This is a genomic window from Cohnella sp., assembly GCF_041640265.1.
Lineage (GTDB): Bacteria > Bacillota > Bacilli > Paenibacillales > Paenibacillaceae > Cohnella.
This window is the reverse complement of record NZ_JBEQAP010000004.1, coordinates 194076-215674: the sequence shown is the minus strand read 5'-3', so window position 1 is coordinate 215674 and position 21599 is coordinate 194076. Positions and strand designations below refer to the sequence as shown.

The following is a 21599-nucleotide window of genomic DNA, read 5'->3' as shown; positions in this document are numbered from 1 at the left end:
ATTGATATCGCTTTCAATGTAACGCTTTACTTTTATACTCGCCCGGTGTCACGCCAACATGTTTTTTGAAAACCCTATGGAAATAGGCAAGCTCCGGGTAACCTGCCATCTGCGCTGCATGCTTTATAGACATATCAGGAATAGAAAGCAATTCTTTCGCTTTGTCCATACGTTTTCGAATAATATAATCCGTGATATTCTCGCCTGTAGTTAGCTTAAATGCCCTGCTTAAATGCTCCTTACTTACAAAAATAAGCTGAGCGATCGTCTCCAAGGAGATAGGATCCGCGTAATGCCTATCGATATAACTCACCACTTCAGAAAGAACAAGACGAGTTTTTCCTTTACGCAGTCCTTCGATCTTTTCAATGGCTTCCGCATAAATAAGGGATAGGAAGCGCAGCGGATTGTTTTTCCCTTCTGCGCCGACGGCAGGACTAGGGTCAGAATGAATATAGGTATCCTGATTCTCTGTCATGAACTCTTGCAGGAGCTGGACAAAATCGTCCTTGATTTTATCCGACATCGCCATGTCGATGCCTTCCGGATAAACCGTATCCAGAAACTCGGCCAGCTTCTCATAAGCCTGAAGCACTCCCGGTTTGTTCAGCTCGAACAAGGCACCGAACACGCGCTGCCGAAGCATCAGATAACGATCCATAAGGTTTCTCGAAGGAAAAACTAACGGAGATTTCCACGACGTGTTTACCAGCTGTTTCTGATCCTCAAGCTCCTTCATGCATTTCAGGAGAGCTTCATTCAAATCCGATGGATCTAATGGCTTAAGCAAATAATCTACCGCACGGGATCGGATAGACTGCTTTAAATACACAAAATCATCATAGCCGCTCATGACAATGATTTTGAGAGATGGAAATTGAGAATTTATCTGCTGCAAGAGCTCAACTCCGTCAACGCCCGGCATACGCATATCCGTTATGACAATATGAGGCTTGAGTATAGATATCAACCTCAGTCCCTCTCTCCCGTCCTCTGCCTCGCCAATGACCCGCAGCTGTAGACGCTCCCACTCTCCAAGCGATTTCACGACCTCTCTTGCCCACGGTTCATCGTCAATAATTAATACTCTATTCATGGTCAGCACCCTCTCTGTGCAAAGGGAGTTTAACAACGATCAGAGTTCCCCTGCCCGGCTTGCTGAAAATCTGTAAGCATGAACCGCCATAATGCAGCTTCAAACGGGAATCCACATTCATTAAGCCGATTCCTTTTTGTTTTCTTGGCTTGTGGTTTTGATCATCCTTTTTGACTATTTTTGAAGGAATTCCTTCCAGCAACTCGTTACGAAGCGTATATAAGGGCACTAGCTCCATACCTATTCCGTTATCTTTAATCATAATTCCGATACGACTGCCAATCGACTTTATTCGAATCTCGATTTGCCATGCTCCTTCCTTCGGCTGCAGCCCATGCTCGAAGGCATTTTCAACCAATGGTTGAAGCGTAAATCTTGGGAGCAGTATGCGGGGAACGGGCTCATCAGCCGAGATCTGTACGGTACAGCGTCCCATGAACCGCTGCTCTTGAATGAAAAGATAATTCCTTACATGCTTAAGTTCGTCTTCCAGAGCAGCTAACTCTTCGCCGGAGCTAATAGAGTATCGGAGCAGATCGCCAATCCCTTTGGTAATTTTATAAATTTCCGGCACCCCTTTGGATAATGCCATGCCACCGATCAAATTCAAGGTATTGTTCAGAAAGTGAGGATTGATCTGCGCTTGCAAAGCCATCAGCTGTGCATTCTTGACTTCGATTTCCCGCTGGTATTCATTCTCGATTAGTTCCTTTATCCTCAGCATCATCGAATTGTAACCATGCTCAAGAAGGCCGATTTCATCTCGGCTTTGCACGGATTTCATCTCAAATTGATGAATAGGCGTCATTCTCATCGTTCTTGCAAGACTCACAATCGGCCTGCTTATTCGAAGAGAAACAACGATGGATACGAGAATGGAGAGCGCTGCGAACAAGAAACCCGCCAAGAACCCTGCTTTGACCGTATCGTTAGCACTTTCCGTAACAGACGTCAGCGGAACCGCTTTCAGCAAGGTTAAAGCGCCATCGTCAACCTTTTGCGAGAAAAGGATATACTTCTCTGTTATACGAACTTCCGACGATCGATCCTGCAGACCTTCAGAGTAAAGTTTCAAGAGCTCATCATACTCTTCGGTCGCCGAGGAGCCCGACAGCAGCTCATCTTCATCATTAAGGAGAAAGACAGGACTGTCCGGCTCGGATCTAAGAATATCGCCCAGCTGTTTCCAAACCTTTTCATTAATCCTGACGGATAAGCCACCTAGCAAGCTGCGGTTCTCAAATTGATTCACACTATGAAACGCATAAATATGGTTGCCTGACTGCTTAAAGTAAAGGCTGACCGGATCATGCTGCATCCGACTCCAAAGTCCCTTGCGAATGTCCAGCGAATATATTAAACCGCTCGTAGTAAAGTTGACCGCATATACACGCTGGTTTTGATGAGTATAAAGCGATAACTCATTAACCTTTCTCGAATTGGCATAAAAAGCGGTTGTTAAGGTTTCCTGAATGTACCGTTGCGTCCGAAACTGTGATCCTTCGTTTTGGCTTTCCAACGTTTTTAGTCCATCCATTAAATCTTGATTGATCTGAAGGGAGTAGAACAGAACATCAATCTGCTGGACCAGCTCATCTAGATATTGTTCCGCCCATATCATACGCGATGCATTGGCCTCAATGATCTCTTTCTCTACCGAATTGCGTGTATTATTCGTAGCAATCCAAGTTACGATTAACACCGGCAAAGTCGTCAGACAAATCATTAGTATCATCAATCGATAACGAATACTCGTGTGTAGCATATCAGTCCCTCCCTTCATACTCAGAACGAATCTATTATAGTTTAAATAATCTAAAAAGAACTATCATTCGAACATATTAGCATGTTTTATTGGACAATATTGATATCCTAGGCATTCGCGGATTATTAGAAAATCTGTGCGAATGAACAGACAGTATATTTATCCCCTACATAAGCTAAGCGGGTAATAACAATCACAGTAAACTAAATCAGGTGGTGATTCCCCAATGAGTGCAGGAGTAGGTTATGGTGGTGTGCAAGCAGCCGCATTTGTTCTTGTTCTTTTCATTCTGTTAGTCATTATCTTACGTGCAGGTTATTAATTAACTGTTGATTTACCCCGTCATTTCATGAGGGAGTGGCGGGTCTTTTTCTGATCCATTTCGCCCGCAGCCGCGATTTCTGTGCGTGAGCGGATTTATAGATTGATCTGTACGTTTGTACTGTCCCTATGTTTGCCCTGACATAAGCTAATGGGTGATGATAAATCACAATACACTTCTGGTGGTGATTGTATGAGTTATCCTGTTGCTGGTGCGGTACACCACGGCGGAATGGGTACTGCGGCGTTTGCTCTTGTTCTCTTCATATTGTTGGTTATTATCTTGAAAGCATGCTGAATGTAAAACCTTCTTACCCTCTTTGCCATTCCTAACAACTAACCCCGGATATCATCCGGGGTTAGTTGTTTTTCGGTTGTCACAAATTAAACTTCGAACGCTTTGCAACATTTTTGAAACCTCTCGCGTCTAGGGAGTACCAATTGGCATTTGACATCAGATTTAGGAGGAATAATCATGGGCAAGATTATTAAAAAGCCGTTTATGCTACTTATGCTTATCGCGATTTTCAGTATGGCTTTGAGTGGTGCCGTATTTGCGAAGGATCAGTCTAACAAAACTCAAGACAAGAAATACGACAGATATCATGCCAAATTCAACATTGACGCGGCTACAGCCGTAGCCTTGATTGTTAAAGGATTGAATTTGAATATTGATCACATTCGCTTCATTAAAGCACCGAAGGCAAGCGATTATTTCACAAAGGTCAAAGATAACGCCTGGTACGCAGAACACTTTATCATTGCCCAGCATACAGGACTTGGATTACCCCAGTATATTAATCCTTCCGCCAAAGTGACCAAAGAGCAGTTCTCCCAGTGGTTGTTCGGCGCTTTGAGCAACAAAGGTGAATTTACATGGATTGAGATCTATATGGAAATTGCGGATGCAGATCAAGTGACGAAAGGCTACATGTACAGCATTCAAAAGCTGTTAATCGCTAAGATCGCCACGCTTGACAGCAAGCAGAAGTTCTATCCGAAGGAAAATATTACACGCGGGGAAGCTCTTGCCATGATTGGGAAGACGAAGTCGTTCATTAAGAATGCAACACCGGTAATCCAGCCTGAAACGCCTGTTGTCACAGACGTTAAGCTAACTCCCGATAAGTTATCCGACGATGTTACACGCGTAACCTTAACTGCAATGGCTCCGCATCCAGGCTACGGATTTGAAGTATCCTCTATCGCATTCGCGAATGGCGAAGCCATTATCAACTATCGTGTGATTGAACCGGATCCGGATAAATTCTATGCTCAAGTCATCACCGAGCTGAAGCTTGTTACCTATATCTCTAGTCAATATAAACCTGTATTAGGAAGCTCAGAGACTGTCCCTTTTACGAAATAAGTATCGAACGTTTTTCAGTCATTCAAGCAACCTACATCGGAGGAGCAAACCCTTCAGCATGAACCCCAATGTCCTTTGCGGGCAAATATTCTCGGAGGTCCATGACAAATCGTTCTAACGCGGATGGATCGTACCATGAGATCCATCCGTTTTCGTTGTAAAGCTGCCGCATACCGAGATGCTCGCTTCGGCGTCCCCCGCTCCCGTCTCCGTGGAAGTAGTCGTCCACGACAACACGTGAAGCCGACTCTGCCACCGCTTTCGCAAACCCGGGAGTATGAGGTAACAGAGGGGATACCGCTGCTTGCGTATCGATACCGGCATTCCTTAATTGAATCAGCGCATTCAACCGCGCCGCGAGCGGAGGGGCCGAAGGAGTAATGACGCGCCTAACTTCCTCCCGATCCGTTTCAATGGTCATACTGACTCTAAGCTTACCTTGCAGTTGTTGGAATAGATCGATATCACGGATTACGAGCGGGCTCCTGGTCTGCACCAGAACAAAGTCAGGCGGTTCATTCACCATACCCATTAGCAGAGACCGCGTGACCTTCTCGCGCACTTCCAACGGCTGATAGGGATCCGTAGCTGAAGAGAAGAATATGGCGACGAAGCCTTTACTCTTAGCTTTGGCCAGCTCCCCCTGAAATTTCAGCGGATCAGCTTTTTTGATGTCAACCCAGCTTCCCCAAGGCTCGCCTCTGAAGATACCGATCGGTAATCGGCGAACATAGCAATACGAGCACCCGAACGTACATCCGACATAAGGGTTCAAGGTATGCGTATAACCTTGCAAATACCCGCTAGCCGGAGTCAGCCATCGCGCGTTGCTCATTGCTGGTTCTCCTCCAATTCTGGAATTTGCCAGTCTATCGCGGGTAACCCTTGCCTTTCTAAGAAAGCATTACACTGAGAGAAGGGCTTACTCCCCCAGAATCCCCCGTAAGCAGACAGCGGGCTTGGATGCACCGAATTCAAAACCAGGTGTTTCGCCTTATCGATATGACGTCCCTTCTCCTGTGCAGGCTTGCCCCACAGCACGAACGCGATAGGCTTCTCTCTAGCGCTCAAAAGGTCGATAAGCCTGTCCGTGAAAGTTGCCCAACCAAGCTTGCGATGAGAGTTCGGCAAGCTCTCCCGCACCGTCAGCACATTGTTTAACAGGAGCACCCCCTGCTTGGCCCAGTGCTCCAAGAATCCGTGACTCGGAATACTGCAGCCGATATCCTCCTGCAGCTCCTTGAATATATTCTTTAATGAGGGCGGCAGCTTTATACCCGGCAATACCGAGAAGCTTAGGCCATGTGCTTGATTCGGTCCGTGATATGGATCCTGACCTAGGATAACCACCTTCACCTCTTCATAAGAGGTCAATTGCAAGGCTCTATAGATATGATGCTGCGGCGGGTAAACGGCGTGCGCTTCATATTGCTCCTTCAAGCGTTTAATAAGATCTTTGAAGTAGGGTTTCTCCTGCTCTTCCTTAAGCAGCGCTCCCCAGTCATTTTGCAGCTCTGCAAGTGTACTTGTCCCCATATTTCCACCTCAACGAATATCGCAATAAGATCAATTATTATTATAGCATTGATAATAAGTATAAGAAGGTGTCGAAAAATAGGGAATAAATAGTTCTGAATCACGTTCCAATAATAACCATATAAATATATATTTATAATATAACTTGTAATATGGTGGACAGCTCTCCCTTGAAAGGAGGAGTCTGTAATGGATTTATTTCAAACTCTTTCAGTCCTCTTCGCCTTTGCTGTTTTCCTCATTACATTGTTAAATTATATTGAAAAGAGGAAATAAGCCAGTTGGTTCTTATCTAGTGTGATACCAAACTGAGAAAAGAGCCACCAATTACAAGTTGCGGAGTTAGATCAAATGATCTAACTCTACTTTTTTGTGCGGCAGCGCAATCATCTAACAGTATTTCCCTGGTCATCGTACCGCTATTGTCGCGATATGAGGCTGTCTATTAATTATCGACAGTTTTAACATGAACGTACACATACAGAGAATGTATATGATTTTTCGCATACATTTCCAGAATCCGGGCTCAAATCAATTTTTTTGTATGAAATTTCGTATAGAATCGACTGATTCGATGTGTGTGACGCTCATTTTGTATGATTTTTCGCATACATTTTGTGGTCTCCCGCAGATTTCCGAAGTTATGAACTGTTAATCGACAAGCTCAAAACGCAACAATGAGAGCACCTCGCAAGCGATGTAACTCCGCCAAAAGCATGCTATATAGCCGACTACAAAACAGCTAGAAGGGTTAAATTTGTTGATTGTGAGCCGTAGTTTTTTTGTGTAATCCTGTGTATACAGAAAAAAGTCCTATGCGGTAATGTACCACACGGGACTCCTTATGTATTTAGGGCAGATACTAGCTGTTAAAGCAGTAAAAAAAAGTGGTGCCGAGGACGGGGGTCGAACCCGTACGGTAGTCACCTACCGCAGGATTTTAAGTCCTGTGCGTCTGCCAATTCCGCCACCCCGGCATGAAAACCTTGATAATACAGGGTTTTTGGCTGAACCCTATAGTTATATTCCTTCGTCAGCTGTAAGTGACGACAAGAAACAATATATCATGATTGACTAGTCGATGCAAGACTTATTTATTGTATATTTTTAACCATATGAGTTTCAGCTTGTGCTCACTAATCTGATTCCGGTATACAAACTCGCCTTGCGAAGAACTTCGGTCCTGATCATTCCCCAGAGCAGTGAGATTCGGTGCTCATAACCGCGGCAAAGGAATTGTGCATCTATTCCTGCGCGAGTACGCTGCTGACTGTATACCTTAATCCCCGATTTCTTCAACGCCATCCGAATACCGAAGTGTTCATTGAGAATGTCTTCCTGCACTTTCTTAAGCGCGTTAATGAGAATTAAGTCTGTTTTGAGTCCTGCGCTTTGGATGACCGATATATCTTCCTGGATGTAATCCAGCATTACGGGAATGATCAGATGATCCTTAACCTTCTGGTGCTCTTGAGGTGTAATGTTCATTGGCAGCTTCGTACTCATGGTGTCTTCCCTACCCCCTTTTAGCGGATCTATAGTACTTATTATAGCGGGAACAGGTGTTCTTATTCAAGCGTTTAATTTTTTTCTAAGCTGGGAATAATTTAATCAAACAAAAGGAGCGTGACTCATGCACACAGTTTGGAAAGGCGCGATTAGCTTCGGGCTTGTCCATGTTCCCGTTAAGATGTTTACAGCTACGGAGGATAAGGATGTGCATTTTCGAAGCATTCACAAGGAGTGCGGAACTCCCGTGACCAACGTTCGGACTTGCGCACATTGCAATAAAGAAGTCCGGCTTGATGAGATTTCTAAAGGGTTTGAATATGAAAAGGGAAAATTCGTTCTATTCAACGAGGAAGAACTTGAAGCCATTAAACCCGAAGCAGCCAAAACGATACAAATTCTTGATTTTGTTGATCTGACCGACATTGACCCGCTATATTTCCAGAAGGCCTATTACCTTTCCCCCGATCAATCTGGTGCGGGCGCCTACAGTCTCCTATTAGAGGCCATTAAGCAAACAGGTAAAATCGGGATCGCCAAAATTTCAATACGAAGCAAGAGCAGCCTCGCAGCCATAAGAGTGGTCGAAAATTGCTTGTGCATGGAAACCATGCATTATCCGGATGAGATTCGCTCGCTCACACTAGTGCCGAATCTGCCGGGACAAGTAAATGTAAATGAAAAGGAATTGCAAATGGCCAAAATGCTGATTGATCAGCTATCCGAAAAGTTTGAGCCTGAGAAATACACGGATGATTACCGTATTGCGATGCTCGAGGCTATCCAGCATAAGGTTGCTGGCGAAAGTGTAGATGTCGTAACCTCACCGGTTGCTGCCCGTACGAATGTAATTGACCTCATGTCGGCTCTCCAAGCTAGCTTAGAAGCAGCCAAAGCACCAGCAGCCGCAGCTCCAAACACAGGCAGAGGCAAACGAAAGACTCCTGCTAAGAAGGCTAAGGAAACCGTCTCCTAACCCAAGGTCATCCCAACAATAATAGCTATAGAGAGCAGCGAGGATACTTCTCCTGCTCTTTATTGCGAGAAAAATCAGCTTGTCCAGGTCATTATTAATTTATCTTTATTAAAAAAAGATTTATAATATATTTGATTTGTCGTAGATATCGGTTATTCTTATTTTTATAATATAACTGGAGGGCACACTTTATGCTTCAACCTCTTTTCGACCGATATTGCAATCATGTTGCCTATATCGACAATGGGCGTTTTCTGTTCGATACCGAGATGAACTGGGTTGCTTTTGTTCATAATAAACAGGCTTGGTCAAAAGATAACTTGCAATGGCTTGGACCCATTAACGGGATTGTATGTATGGACAAAGAAGGAAAAGTGATTACGTGGGGAATTGGTCAATCGATCATGGGTGATCTTTCGCTGCATCGAAAACCAAAAATCGTTCCTGAATTACCGCAGAAACCAACCTCTCCAATGCGACCGATGCTTCAAAGTCCGCCCTTCCCGAGAACACCGCTTTCTGGTTGGTCTAATTTAAGCTTCGACAATTGGATCAAAGGATAACCCTAAGCCCCGCGATTGGGGTTTTTATTTTTTTGTTTGGAATGATAAAGAGCCGTCCCATACCTATAAGGTATAGAGACGACTCTCGGTTTAAACTATGTAGTTCGTTCATTGCATTTGTACTTGGTGGGCCTTGAGGGACTCGAACCCCCGACCAATCGGTTATGAGCCGACCGCTCTAACCAACTGAGCTAAAGGCCCCCGTCTCGGTCCAGAGAAAAGGTTGGTTGCGGGGGCAGGATTTGAACCTGCGGCCTTCGGGTTATGAGCCCGACGAGCTACCGGGCTGCTCCACCCCGCGTCATTATTATAAGGTCACGTTTATTGGCGACAAATAATAATATACTACATCGTAATACTAATCGTCAAGAACTTTATTTGCTTTTTTCATTATTTGCTTCTGTTTTGGCCATTTCAGCCAGCTTCTGCAGCAGGATGTGCTGTGGCATATGCATTAGATGCTCCAGCGGCACCTTCATATATAACGCAAGCTTCTGAGCGGTTTCCGCCGATAGGGGCATTCTCCTCATCGCTATACCTCCTTCATCCTGTTATTCCTAGGAATCAGCTTAGCATAGGTGAACCTCCCTTGCCAACAAATGAGTTAAGGCATGAAGCGTACTCCATATCGGCCTTTTTTCGAACGGAATACCTCGATTTCCTGAGGAACCTCTACTCCAAACACCCAGCTGTCATGCTCCATGCGCTGGACCAGACAACCTGCTTGAAACTTACTGTCATATAATCTCGACCAATAAATCCATTTCATCGCGTTCCCTCCGGATTCTGGATTCGCTCTACCTGCTCCTAGCTTGTGCGGCTTTTACGATTTTAAATCCTTAATGGGCTGAATATGAAGGTTAATAGTAAATTTGATGTAAAAGCGCAGCTAAATTCTCGAGTCCGCCCATGTGTGGAGATTTAGCTTCAATAGCACCTCTAATTCGTCGTCTACAACCCAAGTAACTTTAGCAGTAGAATCTACAGTTACAGCACTCAATCGACGCACACGAGTAACATTAGCTGTAGAATCTACAGCTACAGCACTCAATCGACGTACACGAGCAACATTAGCCGTAGAATCTACAGCTACAGCACTCAATCGACGTACACGAGCAACTTTAGCCGTAGAATCTACAGCTACAGAACTCAATGGACGCACTCGAGCAAGTTTTCAAAGCAAGGCATTACGGGGTTACTTGCGAATGGGGAGGTATATCTAAATCCCAGCATGAGTCTAATCGGCAATATGGAAAAAAAGGGACTGCTCAAAAGTTAAATCACTTTTGAGTCAGCCCCTCAGTATAAATTACTCTACAACTTCAACAGCCTCGACCGTTTCCCCAGCTGCTTCCATCACCGCTCTTTTCTCAAACGGAATCATGCCATCGCCGCCATTAACGTCATCGAAGATCCCTTCTATCTCTCCCTTAGGGTTCGTCTTGATTTTCTGCAGAAGGTCATTTCCTTTGGTCTCCCACTCCTGCAGAGCCTCTTTAACGGTCTTCTTCCCTTCGATGACTTGACTATACGCTCTCGTTCCAAGCTCAAACACCAGGCGCAGGTTTGGTTTCTCGTTGTACAATTCCTGTTCCTTAATTGAAGATTGTGGAAACGGAGAAGGCTTCATCTTCGTGAACGCTTCTACATTGTAGCTCATGCCGTCACGCGGCTTCACAAATTCCTTACGAGCCGACATCTCATAGGTGCTGCGAGATTTCAGCTTTGCCCACTCTTTGCCGTTCATGAATTTAACGAACTCCCAAGCATCCTCCGGGTTAGGGGCTGTTGCATTAATTCCGGATAGTTGATTGAAGGAGATGTTGAAGCCGATCCCTTCTTTACCGCTGTGGGAAGGCAATGCAACAACATCCCAATCCAGTGGTTCCATCTTAAGCTTATCGGCATTCGCATTCATTTGAGTGATTTCATTAATCAGGTTATAATCCCCAACTGCCATGGCTACTCTTCCGCTCAGGAACAGCCTGCCTTGGTAAGGGTTGTATCTGCCTGATTCATCCATAGGCTGATCGTACTGCATATCATCCTGATGAGGAACGACATGGTCTTTGTAGAGATCCGTAGCGGTTTTCCATAATGCTTCCCATTGCGGAGTATTCACGGTCATAAGCTCAGCTTTGTCATCGTACATTTTCAATTGAAGCGGGGCTGCAAAGTTCTGTATATCCCAGTAATTCTCCCCAGCACCCCATTGGTTAAATGTAAATCCGAATATAGCATCTTTACCCGTACCTGATTTTAAGCGTCTGGCTGTATTAAACACATCATCCCAGATCATCCCGTCTACAGGGAAATCAATTGCAGCATTTGTGAAAAGCTTCTTGTTGTAATAAAGCGCAGAAGGGGTGAACATTGGCGTAAGGGCGTACAAGAAGCCGTTACCCTGCTCTTTGATTCCGTCGATAACCGTAGGAACGAATTCCGTAGTGTCGATTTCATCTTCCTTGAGCATAGGATCCAACTGCTTAAGCAGATTCTCGTTGACAAGCTGACTGAGGATATTCATATCGAAGATCATAACATCGACAGGATTTGTTCCAGTCATAATAGCCTTCACTTTCTCGAGCTGGTTAACAGGCTCCTGTTGCTTCGATTGATCCTCGAATTGCATCTCCGAGTAGTCGATAGCCGGTACAACTTCAATATCAATGTTATCATGGCTGAATTCAAACATATCGGTAAATTGCTGACGGAAATAATACTCATCCTGCTTGCTGCCATACATAGTGCCGATTCGGAGAGTACGCCTGGTATCGCCATCATCCTTATTGCTAAGTGCACATGCCGCCAGCAACGGAAAAAGCAGTGAAAGTGCAACACCTGTCAGAATCCATTTACGAACACGACTTTGCGGTTTATTCATGCCGATTGATCCCCCTCTAATGACTTTGGTTTAGTAATGACAATTTTGTCACCGTCGAACTCCATGCTTGCTTTGTCTCCAATCGATAACGCCTGTAAATATTCCTTCGGAATTTGCAATCGGCCGACTCGATCCACGACGATATAGGCTTCATGTACCTCATCAAGTGAATTCCCATCTGATAAGGACAAGGACAGATCGAGGTTGGGGTTGCGTTTAATAAACTCTGTGCTCGTTAAGCCGTCACGAATCGCAACAACCCGATCCACCTTGCCAGCGAGTGAAAGATCATGAGTGACGATCACAATAGTAAGACCCAGCTCGCGATTGAAGCGGCGGAAAATATCCATGATGACATCGGAGGTACGGGTATCTACTGAACCCGTCGGTTCATCGGCGAGCAAGAGCTGAGGCCTATTCGCCAGTGAAATCGCAATCGCGACCCGCTGTTGTTCACCGCCCGAGAGCTGCTGAAGCTTGTTGTGCATGCGATCCTTAAGGCCGACCCACTCCAGCAGCTGCATCGCATAAGCCCGATCCAGCTTCCCGGCGAACATCATCGGCATCTCCACATTTTCGAGGGCTGACAGGAAAGGAAGCAGGTTCCGGGCATTATTCTGCCAGATGAAGCCTACCGTATCGCGCTTGTACTTCACTAGGTCCTCGTCTTCGACTTTGAGCAGATTCCACGGACCGACCTGTACCTGGCCTGCGGAAGGGCGATCAAGCCCTCCGAGTATATTCAAGAGCGTCGATTTCCCGCTTCCGCTGTTGCCGATAATGGCCATCATCTCTCCCTGCTTGACGTTCAAATTCAGCCCCTGGAGGGCAACGACCTCCAAGTCGTCAGCCTTGTAAATCTTGACCAGACCTTCGCATTGAATCATGGATTTATCGCTCCTCTCCCAGCTTCACAGCTTGATGGACCTTTAATCGTCTGATATGAGTGATGAGCAATACGACACCGATAATCATCATAATGGCGACCACGACGTACAGCTTCAGGGTATCGTTCGCTTCGAACACAACCCGGAACGGCGGAATCTGGTTAACGGAATTATCCGTCGTTTGAAGGAAAGGAAGGAATAGAATACTCGTCAGCTTCCCGATTCCAATTCCAAGACCAATGGATAATCCGGCCGTGAAGATTTGCTCGAGCAGCAGCATTCCGGTTAACTGTTTACGAGAGAGTCCCATCGCACGTAAAATCCCGATTTGTACGACACGCCTAGAAAGGTTGAAAAACCAGAATAGAACGTAACCCGACAAAGAGACGATGATCGTCACGAGAAAACCAAGGCTTAATATACCGAACACTCCGCCACGGGCGGGATGCTTGCTCTGCGTAACCATCTCGCTGCGCATATCATCGATGGAGGCGAGTTCTACTCCATTTCCCTGCAGCACTGGAATGATCGGAGCCGTCAATGCGTCATCATCCATTTTCAGCCAAACGTCATATGGAATAAGCGGAACCTGGTCATAAATATAGTCCAAATTCGCGATCAGAAAAGGCGCCTGATCCGGATACTGGCTAGGCCAGTAAGGAATAAAATCCAATATAATGAACTCAATCGTCTGTTCCTGCAATACCGTCTTAACTGTGTCTCCACGCTTCAGATCGAATTTCTTGGCTACATTAGAGGAGATAAGCGCCCCCTCCGGCACCTGGCCAAGCCATGCGAGATATTGATAAGGGCTGGTTGGATACATATCCTTGCGAAACCAGGCTACGCGAGCGAAATCCACATTGTCTATCCCCATTATTGTGGATTGACCAGCCGTCTTGCCCGAGATGGTTAAGCTGCTCTTCGTTTGAAGCACTCGTGCTGCATGTTCGACACCCGGCAAGGTGCGAAACACCTCGAAAGGCGGTTCGTTATAATTAATGCGGGTTGGCGTCGGCCGATCTTGACCACCGCTTCCTCCGCCGCCAGAACCGCCGCCACCGTTGCCTCCGCCCTGTTGCGGCTCGGCGGGCTTATATTCCGCCTGCCCCTCCCATACGCTTTTTACGACTACGTCCGATCCATATTTGTACATAATCCGTTCCTCGGAGTTGAGCCCGATCGTACGAGCGGCCGATGAATTATATACGCCAAGACCGAGTGTGAGAATGAGCAAAATCATGAGCGGATAATAAGATCTCGCGGAACGGGAAAGCTGGGTTAGCGTTAAATAAAAGGATACCGGCAAGATCTTCTTCCAAATGAGATTAAACAGCTTAAGCAAAAGCGGAAATAATCTTAGAAACAACAGTCCTGCAGCGAAAATGCAGATAGCCGGTACGAAGAATAGGAAAGGCTGCACATTCAACTGATCCGTTGTCGCCCCGGTCGTGAAAGAAACCATTTGCCGTTCATTAAACAGATACCAGCCGTAAGCTGCAACTCCTAGCAGGACGACGTCCAAATACCATTTCTGCCAGAACGGCTTCTGATCGCCACGCGCAAGCTTACGCTTATAATCGACGATGGAGGTTCTAGTGAACACTAGGGCAGGTATGACCGCAGCACCAATTGCTACGATTACAGCCGCTACCCCCGCCAGAACGCCGTCGGACGAGAAGCCGACCGGAATCGCCTTGCGGTCCACGAATTCCAAGAATCCGCTGGCTGAACCGATGCTCTTGGCCATAAACCACCCGAAGAAGGGACCAATCAGCAAAGCGATAATCCCCAATATAGCTCCTTCAAGCAAGAATAGGAAAAAGACCTGTCTAGTACTTGCTCCGCGACTTCGCAACACGGAGATATCAGAGCGTTGCTTCTCCAGCGCCTGCTGCGAATTCATCGTAATGAAGTAGAAAACCATAGCAATCATCGGCGAAGCCAGTGTGAACAGCAAGGTCTGAAGCTGAATGCTTTCTCGCCTGAAATCGCTCAGCATCTCAGCGAACGAGATTTCGAGATGCGTATCCTGCAGCCTCTTATTCACTTCGATATCGATGCGATTGAGCTTACTGGACAAGGGGGAAAGCTGACTCGTCTTGATTTCTCGCAGATCGTAAGCGGAATACCAGCCTGCCAGTTGAATCGGAATTTTCTGCTTCTCTGCCAGATCCTGCAAGAATGCCGAATCCGAGATATACAGATTGTTCATCAGACCTTCGAACCCTTGATACCAATAAGCGCTCCCCTCGTCCGCTGCCTTGAACGAACCGACGATTTGGACTCTAAGCGTCAGATTTAATCCGCCGGATACCGGATAGAGCAATACATCACCTACATGCAAATCGTTGCGGAACATCGCCTCTTCCAGCATGACCGCCTGCAGCGTGCCGTCAGATTCCGCCCGTTCAGCGAACCACTTGCCGCCCGCCTGCACCGACTGCTCCTTCAGACCGCTGAATGCGGCAATCGTAAGCTTCCGTGTTCGGCTCGCATCCACCGTCTTGGGATCCTCCGGTGAAACCTCGCTGCTGCGCAGCGTTAAGCTGCGCTGGCTAACCTCTACCGGAAATCCGATTTGCGAAGTCACGTCCTCCCGAACATAGCTGTCAACGTTATTAAAGCCGGCCATATCGGTTTTGCCATCTGTAGATTGATAACGAACCAATAACGATCCAGCGGGTAAACCTTTGCTATTATCCTGCAGCGATTGGGAAACCACGCGCTTGAGTGCACCGTCCGCGTACATCGGAATGCTCGTCGTAAACGCAACGGCTACGAATAATCCTGCGAGCGTGCTTAGCGTCAACCAACGGGTATTCCACATTTTGCGAAAGAGAAATCGGATCAGTGCGTTCATGGATTACCGCCCTACGACTTTCTGTCCTAGTGTTAAGCCTTGCAGGATTTCCACATCCGTTGAGGTTTGCTGTCCGGCCTCGACATCCACTTCCCGTTTGCTTCCATCCGCTTCGACTACTTGCACGTAAGTGCGAGCTCCGATTGTACGCAATGCGGCTAGCGGGATAACCAGCGCATTTTCCTTGCGGTTGACGATAACAGAAACGGATAACGGCGTTCCTCTAGTCGCTGTCTTCGGCAAGTCCTTCACCTCGACGAGCAAATACTGATCTAAGCGGAGCGGTTGATTCCCCTGATTCGGATCTACCGGCTGGGGAAGCTGCTTGACTTTACCGGTCAATTTGCCCGCATTATTGATGTCAACCTGAGCTTCCATCCCCATGGCTACCTTATTCAAATCGTCCCTCGAGAGAGTGGCCGCCACAACCAGGCGGCTCGGATCCGCCACGACAGCGATTGTATCGTAGGCTTTAATTGACGCGCCTTCTTGTACGGCAACCGATACGACCGTACCGGAGAATGGAGCGGTCAGGACCGCCTTGTTAATATCCTCCTGCAGGTCGGTCAGCGCTTGACGCGATTCCTCGAAGCCGAGCATGCGCTGCTCGAAGTCCACAGGATCCATCTCATCCCGAGTACGCAGCAGCTCCTTCATCTCCAGCTCCGTTTTCTTGAATGCAAGCGATTGGTTTCGGAGTGATTTCTTTATATCGTCGACATCCAGCTCGGCAATGGGCTGCCCTTCTTCTACGACGTCACCGGACTGTATGTATAATTTCTTAAGCCTCTTGCCTTCCAAGGTGAAATAAAGCGTTTTTTCTTGCGTCGATAAAATTCTGCCGGACCCGGACACCTTTGTTTCCAGCGTCTTGGTTTGGACATCGTATTTGGGCTTCTCAGAAATCTTGGGCAGCTGAATGGCCGACAAATCTTCCTCTGCCGGTTCCTCCGGAAGCAAGCCGCACCCGCCGATGGCGACTGACAGCGCTAATACAGCCAATAGTCCAGCACTTTTGCGGCTTCTTCTTTGTATGAGCGTTACTTGATCATTTCGCGATGAATACGCCATCCACCATTTCGAAGACATGGTCTGCTACCTCCATTATTGTAGGATCGTGTGTCGTCATACAGATCGTTACATTCTCGCTAGTTACGATTTCCCGGAATACCTGCATGACCTGGGCTGCCATCTGGCTGTCCAGCTCCGCGGTCGGTTCATCCGCTAGGATCAAGCTTGGCTTATGAGCAATCGCTTTGGCAATCGCAACCCTCTGCTGTTCGCCACCCGATAACTCGAAAGGCCTATGATGCATCCGTTTAGACAAGCCCACTAGCTCCATGCATGAGGTCACTCTCGATTTCCATTCGCCGCGCGGAACATTCGCCATTCTAAGCGATAGTTCGACATTCTCATAAGCGGATAATAAAGGCATCAAAGCATACGCTTGAAAAATAAATCCAATATCCTGGCGGCGCACCTCTGTACGCTTGTCGTCATCCCATTTGTGGAACGGGCGCCCCTTGAAGTAAATTTCACCTTCAGTGGGTGTATCCAGCCCCCCCATCAAGTTCATCAGCGTTGTCTTTCCAGAGCCTGAACGCCCCCTGAGCATAACTAGCTGCTGTGGATACAAATTTAAGTTAATGCCTTTCAATACGCGGATCTTCTGGCTGCCGGCATCGAAAGATCGTTCCACATTACGGACGGTTAGCAGCGGCGCTTGCACTGATTGGGTATTTCCTGCATCCGTCGCCTGCGCCTCGGTTTTCTCATCTTCGCTTGCTATAACCGGCGTGGAACTACCGCTCATCCAAGACAGCATGACATTTCCTCCCTTTCCAATCTCTTCAACATGTATAACGAGCATTTTACCTGAAAAGTTACTGAAAAATTAAAACTTTATCATTCTTTTAGGTAAAAATGTTAAATTACGCGAAAAAGAGGCTCTGACAATATACGACATTTCACTAATTTTTCATTGAGCCCTTTATAAGCAATGCCTTTTTTGTGTATTATTAAAGGATATACTTGCTACTGTGAGGAAGGTTGGTCAGATTGGAGCCTAAGACGCCGTCATCGAATTTCATCAAAAACATTGTGATCGAGGATCTAGAATCCGGCAAAGTCAAAGAGGTCGTTACTCGCTTCCCGCCGGAGCCGAACGGATACCTCCATATCGGGCACGCCAAATCCATTTGTCTTAATTTTGAGCTCGCGGATGAGTTCAAAGGCAGAACAAACTTAAGGTTTGACGATACGAATCCGGTTAAGGAAGACGTTGAATATGTAGAATCCATTAAAGAAGACGTGAAGTGGCTGGGATTCGAATGGGACGGCTTATTCTTTGCATCGGATTATTTCGGTGAAATGTACGAGCGTGCCGTTGTCCTCATTCGCAAAGGACTAGCCTTCGTTGATGATCAGACAGCGGACCAAATTCGCGAAACTCGGGGAACGCTTACGGCTCCCGGTCAAGAAAGCCCTTATCGGAACCGTTCGGTGGAAGAGAATCTGGATTTGTTCAACCGGATGAAGAACGGGGAGTTCGGGAACGGAGAGAAAGTACTGCGGGCGAAGATTGACATGACATCCGGGAACATTAATATGAGGGATCCCGTCATTTACAGGGTTCTTCATGCTCATCACCACAATACAGGGGATAAATGGTGTATTTACCCCATGTACTCCTATGCCCATCCTTTGGAGGATGCGATCGAGGGTGTTACCCATTCGATTTGTACGCTGGAATTCGAAGATCAACGGCCCTTGTACGATTGGGTCATCAGAGAATGCGAGATGAAGTGGGTTCCCCGTCAATATGAATTCGGACGCCTGAACCTGACGAACACCGTTATGAGCAAGCGGAAGCTGAAGCAGCTAGTCGATGAGAAAGCAGTCGATGGCTGGGATGATCCCCGTATGCCGACGATTTCCGGGCTGCGCCGCAAAGGGTATACACCGGAAGCGATCCGCGCTTTCTGCCGTGAGATCGGAGTATCTAGAGGCTCGGGTGTTGTCGATGAACGGACGCTTGAGCATTTCATTCGGGAAGACCTCAAGCTTAAAGCATTACGGACGATGGCTGTGGCACATCCCCTTAAGGTGGTCATCACAAACTATCCCGAAGGTCAAACGGAATGGCTGGAGGCGGAGAACAATTCCGAGAACGAGGAGATGGGCAGTCGCCAGATCCCATTCTCCAGAGAAATCTACATTGAGCAGGATGATTTCATGGAGAATCCGCCGCCGAAGTATTTCCGTTTGTTCCCTGGCAACGAAGTGCGCTTGAAGCATGCCTACTTCATTAAGTGCGAGGAAGCGATCAAGGATGAAGAAGGCAACGTGGTTGAACTGCGCTGCACCTACGACGTCGAGACGAAGAGCGGCTCCGGCTTTACCGGCCGCAAGGTCAAAGGTACCATTCATTGGGTGGAAGCTACCCACGCTGTGCCTGCTGAATTCCGACTATACGAGCCGCTTATTACGGAGGAGGAAGAAGAGGAAGGGCAGTCGTTCTTGGATCACCTGAATCCGAACTCTCTAGCCGTTCTTGAAGGCTTCGTTGAGCCGAATATGAAGGAATCCCAAGGCGGAGATAAGTTTCAATTTTTCCGTCACGGGTACTTTAATGTGGATTCTAAGGATTCCGTGCCCGGCCGTCCCGTCTTCAACCGGATCGTATCCTTGAAGAGCTCGTTCTAAATGTGTTGGTTAACTCCTGCAGCCCTTACCGGGAAGTGCGGGAGTTTCTTGTTTAGGATGAGTTCCAGCAACATTAGCCGTAGAATCTACAGCTGCAGCACACAACCGACGCACTTGAGCAACATTAGCCGCAGAATCTACAGCTGCAGCACCCAGCCGACACACTTGAGCAACATTAGCTGTAGAATTTACAGCTGCAGCACCCAACCGACGCACCCGAGCAATAATAGCCGTAGAATCCACAGCTGCAGCACCCAGCCGACACACCCAAGCAACATTAGCCGTAGAATCCACAGCTGCAGCACACAACCGACGCACCCGGGCAACATTAGCTGTAGCAATTTATACGAAAGTGTGACAACAACGGATAGTTAGTCGAAAATTCGAGTAATTTATGTACATTAGACGCAGAGCAACAATTGAGCGGAACACAGCCTTTGATCAACAAATTGGGAACCATTGTACATAACGCCGTTTCACTCGGGAGGGAGGGCTATTATGAATAATAAACTTAATAGTTATATAGGCAGTGTGGGAATATGCTTAACCCTATTGCTAATCGTAGGTTGTGGATGGTGGGGTAATGGAAACTCTGCACAATCATCACCAGTAAATTCGATCATACCGACAAACACTCCATCCGGTAATTCCTCGCCGCCTGCTTCCACTACCGAATCCCCGACGCCTGCATCCCCTTCCTCCAGCCCTTCGCCAACGGAAGAGGATGTGATCTCCCAGCTCCTTAGCAGCATGACCTTGGAGCAGAAAATCGGACAAATGATACTCGCTGGAATCGACGGAACTTCGATCGACCAAGCGACCCGAACGATAATCGCAAAGCAGCATATAGGCGGAATTATTCTGTACAAGGATAATTTCTCCGATTTGAGCGGCTCGGTTAAGTTGGTCAATGAGCTTAAGAAAGCGAATAAAGGCAATCCCGCCCCCCTATTTATCAGCGTTGACCAAGAAGGCGGTAAGGTTAGCCGGTTACCCAAGGATTTCGTTGCTATCCCGGACAACGCCAAGGTCGGCCGCACAGACGATGCGGACCTTGCCAAAGAGATGGGCGCTTTGCTCGCGCAAGAAGTTAGGATTATGGGGTTCAACGTAGATTTCGCGCCTGTTCTCGACATTAACAGCAATCCGAAAAATCCGGTGATAGGCACCCGCTCTTTCGGCAATAACGCCAAGCTCGTAACGAAGATGGGGATAGCTGAGATGAACGGTCTGCGCGAGGGGGGCACGATTTCCGTTGTCAAACATTTTCCCGGCCATGGAGATACATCCGTCGATTCCCATCTGGATTTGCCCATCGTCCGCAAAACAACCGAGCAGCTCGAGCAGCTGGAATGGATCCCGTTCCGAGCCGCAATCAAGGAAAACGCCGATGCCGTCATGGTGGCGCACATTCTGTTCCCGCTTATCGATCCTGACGCCCCCGCCTCACTCTCCAAAGTTATCATCGGGCAACAGCTTCGAGGTACGCTTGGTTACGACGGCGTTGTCATTACGGACGACATGACGATGGGCGCCATTGCCAAAAATTACGGAATCGAAGATGCCGCAATTCGATCCGTTGAGGCAGGAAGCGACATTCTCCTCATTGCCCACGGCTACGATACGGAGAAGAAGGTTTACAATAAGCTGCTTCAGAGCGTTAAGTCCGGTCAAATGCGGGAGTCCCGGATTGACGAAAGCGTTTATCGAATTCTCTCGTTGAAACGTAAATATGAATTGTCTGATCAGCCTGTACCTATTCCTAGCTCCATTGATGCGCTTAACGATGATATTCGTAACTGGATAGATCTATTAAAGTAAGGACCGCAAACGTAAAAGCTAAAACCCGCAAAAAAACTACAACAGCATAATCGACAAACATTCACGCATCCCTCTGGTTTTCTAGGTTTTTCAAGTGTCCCACCATTGTCGCAAAATGAGCCTGTCGATTAATTTTGGACAGTTTTAATGTGAACGTACACATGCTGAGAATGTATATGATTTCTCGCATACATATACAGAATCCGGGCTCAAATCGCGTTTTATGTATGAAATTTCGCATAGAATCGACTGATTCGATGTGTGTGCTGCTCATTTTGTATGATTTTTCGCATACATTTTGTGG

The 21599-nt window shown here is 47.1% G+C and carries 23 protein-coding genes and 3 tRNA genes; 8 read left to right on the top strand and 18 right to left on the bottom strand.

Going from position 1 to position 21599, the window contains the following annotated elements:
- Nucleotides 1-13: 13 nt before the first annotated feature.
- Together ACESLK_RS05305 and ACESLK_RS05300 are read right to left on the bottom strand one after the other, a co-directional pair.
- Entirely contained in the window at nucleotides 14-1096 is a 1083-nt protein-coding gene (locus tag ACESLK_RS05305; RefSeq protein ID WP_372663215.1) for a response regulator transcription factor, read from the bottom strand.
- Nucleotides 1089-2861, bottom strand: a complete 1773-nt coding sequence (locus ACESLK_RS05300; protein WP_372663213.1) for a sensor histidine kinase — start codon at nucleotides 2859-2861, stop codon at nucleotides 1089-1091. Before ACESLK_RS05300 ends, ACESLK_RS05305 begins: the two co-directional genes overlap by 8 nt.
- A 226-nt stretch (nucleotides 2862-3087) precedes the next feature.
- Between ACESLK_RS05300 and ACESLK_RS05295 the strand changes: the two genes are divergently transcribed.
- From ACESLK_RS05295 to ACESLK_RS05285, 3 genes are all read left to right on the top strand, one after another.
- Nucleotides 3088-3183, top strand: a complete 96-nt coding sequence (locus ACESLK_RS05295) for a sporulation protein YjcZ (RefSeq protein WP_372663211.1) — start codon at nucleotides 3088-3090, stop codon at nucleotides 3181-3183.
- 192 nt (nucleotides 3184-3375) lie between these two features.
- Entirely contained in the window at nucleotides 3376-3480 is a 105-nt protein-coding gene (locus ACESLK_RS05290; protein ID WP_372663209.1) for a sporulation protein YjcZ, read from the top strand.
- A 177-nt stretch (nucleotides 3481-3657) separates the two neighbouring features.
- A complete protein-coding gene (locus ACESLK_RS05285) occupies nucleotides 3658-4551 on the top strand; it encodes an S-layer homology domain-containing protein (protein WP_372663207.1) in 894 nt (297 codons plus the stop codon).
- Nucleotides 4552-4582: 31 nt separating this feature from the next.
- On the opposite strand, the gene ACESLK_RS05280 is transcribed toward ACESLK_RS05285, so the two are convergent.
- Both ACESLK_RS05280 and ACESLK_RS05275 read right to left on the bottom strand, forming a co-directional pair.
- Nucleotides 4583-5386 carry an SPL family radical SAM protein gene (locus ACESLK_RS05280; RefSeq protein ID WP_372663205.1) on the bottom strand — a complete coding sequence of 268 codons (804 nt, stop codon included), beginning with the start codon at nucleotides 5384-5386 and terminating at the stop codon, nucleotides 4583-4585.
- Nucleotides 5383-6087, bottom strand: coding sequence for a uracil-DNA glycosylase (locus tag ACESLK_RS05275; protein WP_372663203.1), 705 nt, complete (start codon nucleotides 6085-6087; stop codon nucleotides 5383-5385). Before ACESLK_RS05275 ends, ACESLK_RS05280 begins: the two co-directional genes overlap by 4 nt.
- 189 nt (nucleotides 6088-6276) lie before the next feature.
- Between ACESLK_RS05275 and ACESLK_RS05270 the strand changes: the two genes are divergently transcribed.
- Entirely contained in the window at nucleotides 6277-6363 is an 87-nt protein-coding gene (locus ACESLK_RS05270) for a putative holin-like toxin (RefSeq protein ID WP_372663319.1), read from the top strand.
- 612 nt (nucleotides 6364-6975) lie between these two features.
- Here ACESLK_RS05270 and ACESLK_RS05265 read toward each other — a convergent pair.
- Both ACESLK_RS05265 and ACESLK_RS05260 read right to left on the bottom strand, forming a co-directional pair.
- Nucleotides 6976-7064: transfer RNA gene (locus ACESLK_RS05265), tRNA-Leu, on the bottom strand.
- Nucleotides 7065-7209: 145 nt separating this feature from the next.
- A complete protein-coding gene (locus tag ACESLK_RS05260; RefSeq protein WP_372663201.1) occupies nucleotides 7210-7593 on the bottom strand; it encodes a YhjD family protein in 384 nt (127 codons plus the stop codon).
- Nucleotides 7594-7720: 127 nt separating this feature from the next.
- Between ACESLK_RS05260 and ku the strand changes: the two genes are divergently transcribed.
- Both ku and ACESLK_RS05250 read left to right on the top strand, forming a co-directional pair.
- Nucleotides 7721-8572, top strand: coding sequence for a non-homologous end joining protein Ku (ku, locus tag ACESLK_RS05255; RefSeq protein ID WP_372663199.1), 852 nt, complete (start codon nucleotides 7721-7723; stop codon nucleotides 8570-8572).
- Between the two features lie 191 nt (nucleotides 8573-8763).
- Nucleotides 8764-9135 carry a 4-fold beta flower protein gene (locus ACESLK_RS05250; RefSeq protein WP_372663197.1) on the top strand — a complete coding sequence of 124 codons (372 nt, stop codon included), beginning with the start codon at nucleotides 8764-8766 and terminating at the stop codon, nucleotides 9133-9135.
- A gap of 124 nt (nucleotides 9136-9259) precedes the next feature.
- On the opposite strand, the gene ACESLK_RS05245 is transcribed toward ACESLK_RS05250, so the two are convergent.
- The 10 genes from ACESLK_RS05245 to ACESLK_RS05200 form a co-directional block, all read right to left on the bottom strand.
- Nucleotides 9260-9336, bottom strand: a tRNA-Ile gene (locus ACESLK_RS05245).
- Between the two features lie 23 nt (nucleotides 9337-9359).
- A tRNA-Met gene (locus ACESLK_RS05240) sits at nucleotides 9360-9436 on the bottom strand.
- A gap of 73 nt (nucleotides 9437-9509) precedes the next feature.
- Entirely contained in the window at nucleotides 9510-9665 is a 156-nt protein-coding gene (locus tag ACESLK_RS05235) for a YycC family protein (RefSeq protein WP_372663195.1), read from the bottom strand.
- A gap of 74 nt (nucleotides 9666-9739) precedes the next feature.
- Nucleotides 9740-9904 carry a hypothetical protein gene (locus ACESLK_RS05230; protein ID WP_372663193.1) on the bottom strand — a complete coding sequence of 55 codons (165 nt, stop codon included), beginning with the start codon at nucleotides 9902-9904 and terminating at the stop codon, nucleotides 9740-9742.
- Between the two features lie 120 nt (nucleotides 9905-10024).
- On the bottom strand, nucleotides 10025-10297 hold the full coding sequence (locus ACESLK_RS05225; RefSeq protein ID WP_372663191.1) for a hypothetical protein: 273 nt from the start codon (nucleotides 10295-10297) through the stop codon (nucleotides 10025-10027).
- A gap of 147 nt (nucleotides 10298-10444) precedes the next feature.
- Nucleotides 10445-12019 carry an ABC transporter substrate-binding protein gene (locus ACESLK_RS05220; protein ID WP_372663189.1) on the bottom strand — a complete coding sequence of 525 codons (1575 nt, stop codon included), beginning with the start codon at nucleotides 12017-12019 and terminating at the stop codon, nucleotides 10445-10447.
- Nucleotides 12016-12906, bottom strand: a complete 891-nt coding sequence (locus ACESLK_RS05215) for an ATP-binding cassette domain-containing protein (RefSeq protein WP_372663187.1) — start codon at nucleotides 12904-12906, stop codon at nucleotides 12016-12018. Before ACESLK_RS05215 ends, ACESLK_RS05220 begins: the two co-directional genes overlap by 4 nt.
- 4 nt (nucleotides 12907-12910) lie before the next feature.
- The gene (locus ACESLK_RS05210) at nucleotides 12911-15769 is read right to left on the bottom strand and encodes an ABC transporter permease (protein ID WP_372663185.1); all 2859 of its coding nucleotides are present in this window, start codon (nucleotides 15767-15769) and stop codon (nucleotides 12911-12913) included.
- A 3-nt stretch (nucleotides 15770-15772) separates the two neighbouring features.
- Nucleotides 15773-16858 carry an efflux RND transporter periplasmic adaptor subunit gene (locus ACESLK_RS05205; RefSeq protein WP_372663183.1) on the bottom strand — a complete coding sequence of 362 codons (1086 nt, stop codon included), beginning with the start codon at nucleotides 16856-16858 and terminating at the stop codon, nucleotides 15773-15775.
- Complete coding sequence (locus tag ACESLK_RS05200) at nucleotides 16818-17594, bottom strand: ABC transporter ATP-binding protein (RefSeq protein WP_372663182.1); 777 nt, start codon at nucleotides 17592-17594, stop codon at nucleotides 16818-16820. Before ACESLK_RS05200 ends, ACESLK_RS05205 begins: the two co-directional genes overlap by 41 nt.
- 233 nt (nucleotides 17595-17827) lie before the next feature.
- Here ACESLK_RS05200 and ACESLK_RS05195 point away from each other — a divergent pair, with 233 nt between their 5' ends.
- Entirely contained in the window at nucleotides 17828-19474 is a 1647-nt protein-coding gene (locus ACESLK_RS05195) for a glutamine--tRNA ligase/YqeY domain fusion protein (protein ID WP_372663180.1), read from the top strand.
- A 9-nt stretch (nucleotides 19475-19483) separates the two neighbouring features.
- Here the strand turns inward: ACESLK_RS05195 and ACESLK_RS05190 are convergent, their stop codons facing one another.
- Both ACESLK_RS05190 and ACESLK_RS05185 read right to left on the bottom strand, forming a co-directional pair.
- Nucleotides 19484-19792, bottom strand: a complete 309-nt coding sequence (locus tag ACESLK_RS05190) for a hypothetical protein (protein WP_372663178.1) — start codon at nucleotides 19790-19792, stop codon at nucleotides 19484-19486.
- A gap of 200 nt (nucleotides 19793-19992) precedes the next feature.
- Nucleotides 19993-20226 (bottom strand): hypothetical protein, encoded by a 234-nt coding sequence (locus tag ACESLK_RS05185; protein WP_372663176.1) that lies wholly within the window; start codon nucleotides 20224-20226, stop codon nucleotides 19993-19995.
- Here ACESLK_RS05185 and nagZ point away from each other — a divergent pair.
- Entirely contained in the window at nucleotides 20225-21295 is a 1071-nt protein-coding gene (nagZ, locus tag ACESLK_RS05180) for a beta-N-acetylhexosaminidase (protein WP_372663174.1), read from the top strand. The genes ACESLK_RS05185 and nagZ overlap by 2 nt on opposite strands.
- Nucleotides 21296-21599 lie beyond the last annotated feature (304 nt).

Excerpts from the sequence above, each read along its gene's own strand:
- ACESLK_RS05185 (WP_372663176.1), bottom strand. The coding sequence starts at position 20,226 with ATGCTGCTAAGGAGCTGGGAGATCACATCCTCTTCCGTTGGCGAAGGG.
- ACESLK_RS05300 (WP_372663213.1), bottom strand. The coding sequence starts at position 2,861 with ATGCTACACACGAGTATTCGTTATCGATTGATGATACTAATGATTTGT.
- ACESLK_RS05260 (WP_372663201.1), bottom strand. The coding sequence starts at position 7,593 with ATGAGTACGAAGCTGCCAATGAACATTACACCTCAAGAGCACCAGAAG.
- ACESLK_RS05280 (WP_372663205.1), bottom strand. The coding sequence starts at position 5,386 with ATGAGCAACGCGCGATGGCTGACTCCGGCTAGCGGGTATTTGCAAGGT.
- ACESLK_RS05235 (WP_372663195.1), bottom strand. The coding sequence starts at position 9,665 with ATGAGGAGAATGCCCCTATCGGCGGAAACCGCTCAGAAGCTTGCGTTA.
- ACESLK_RS05270 (WP_372663319.1), top strand. The coding sequence starts at position 6,277 with ATGGATTTATTTCAAACTCTTTCAGTCCTCTTCGCCTTTGCTGTTTTC.
- ACESLK_RS05285 (WP_372663207.1), top strand. The coding sequence starts at position 3,658 with ATGGGCAAGATTATTAAAAAGCCGTTTATGCTACTTATGCTTATCGCG.
- ACESLK_RS05220 (WP_372663189.1), bottom strand. The coding sequence starts at position 12,019 with ATGAATAAACCGCAAAGTCGTGTTCGTAAATGGATTCTGACAGGTGTT.
- nagZ (WP_372663174.1), top strand. The coding sequence starts at position 20,225 with ATGACCTTGGAGCAGAAAATCGGACAAATGATACTCGCTGGAATCGAC.
- ACESLK_RS05215 (WP_372663187.1), bottom strand. The coding sequence starts at position 12,906 with ATGATTCAATGCGAAGGTCTGGTCAAGATTTACAAGGCTGACGACTTG.
- ACESLK_RS05200 (WP_372663182.1), bottom strand. The coding sequence starts at position 17,594 with ATGCTGTCTTGGATGAGCGGTAGTTCCACGCCGGTTATAGCAAGCGAA.
- ACESLK_RS05210 (WP_372663185.1), bottom strand. The coding sequence starts at position 15,769 with ATGAACGCACTGATCCGATTTCTCTTTCGCAAAATGTGGAATACCCGT.
- ACESLK_RS05230 (WP_372663193.1), bottom strand. The coding sequence starts at position 9,904 with ATGAAATGGATTTATTGGTCGAGATTATATGACAGTAAGTTTCAAGCA.
- ku (WP_372663199.1), top strand. The coding sequence starts at position 7,721 with ATGCACACAGTTTGGAAAGGCGCGATTAGCTTCGGGCTTGTCCATGTT.
- ACESLK_RS05295 (WP_372663211.1), top strand. The coding sequence starts at position 3,088 with ATGAGTGCAGGAGTAGGTTATGGTGGTGTGCAAGCAGCCGCATTTGTT.
- ACESLK_RS05250 (WP_372663197.1), top strand. The coding sequence starts at position 8,764 with ATGCTTCAACCTCTTTTCGACCGATATTGCAATCATGTTGCCTATATC.
- ACESLK_RS05305 (WP_372663215.1), bottom strand. The coding sequence starts at position 1,096 with ATGAATAGAGTATTAATTATTGACGATGAACCGTGGGCAAGAGAGGTC.
- ACESLK_RS05275 (WP_372663203.1), bottom strand. The coding sequence starts at position 6,087 with ATGGGGACAAGTACACTTGCAGAGCTGCAAAATGACTGGGGAGCGCTG.
- ACESLK_RS05290 (WP_372663209.1), top strand. The coding sequence starts at position 3,376 with ATGAGTTATCCTGTTGCTGGTGCGGTACACCACGGCGGAATGGGTACT.
- ACESLK_RS05205 (WP_372663183.1), bottom strand. The coding sequence starts at position 16,858 with ATGTCTTCGAAATGGTGGATGGCGTATTCATCGCGAAATGATCAAGTA.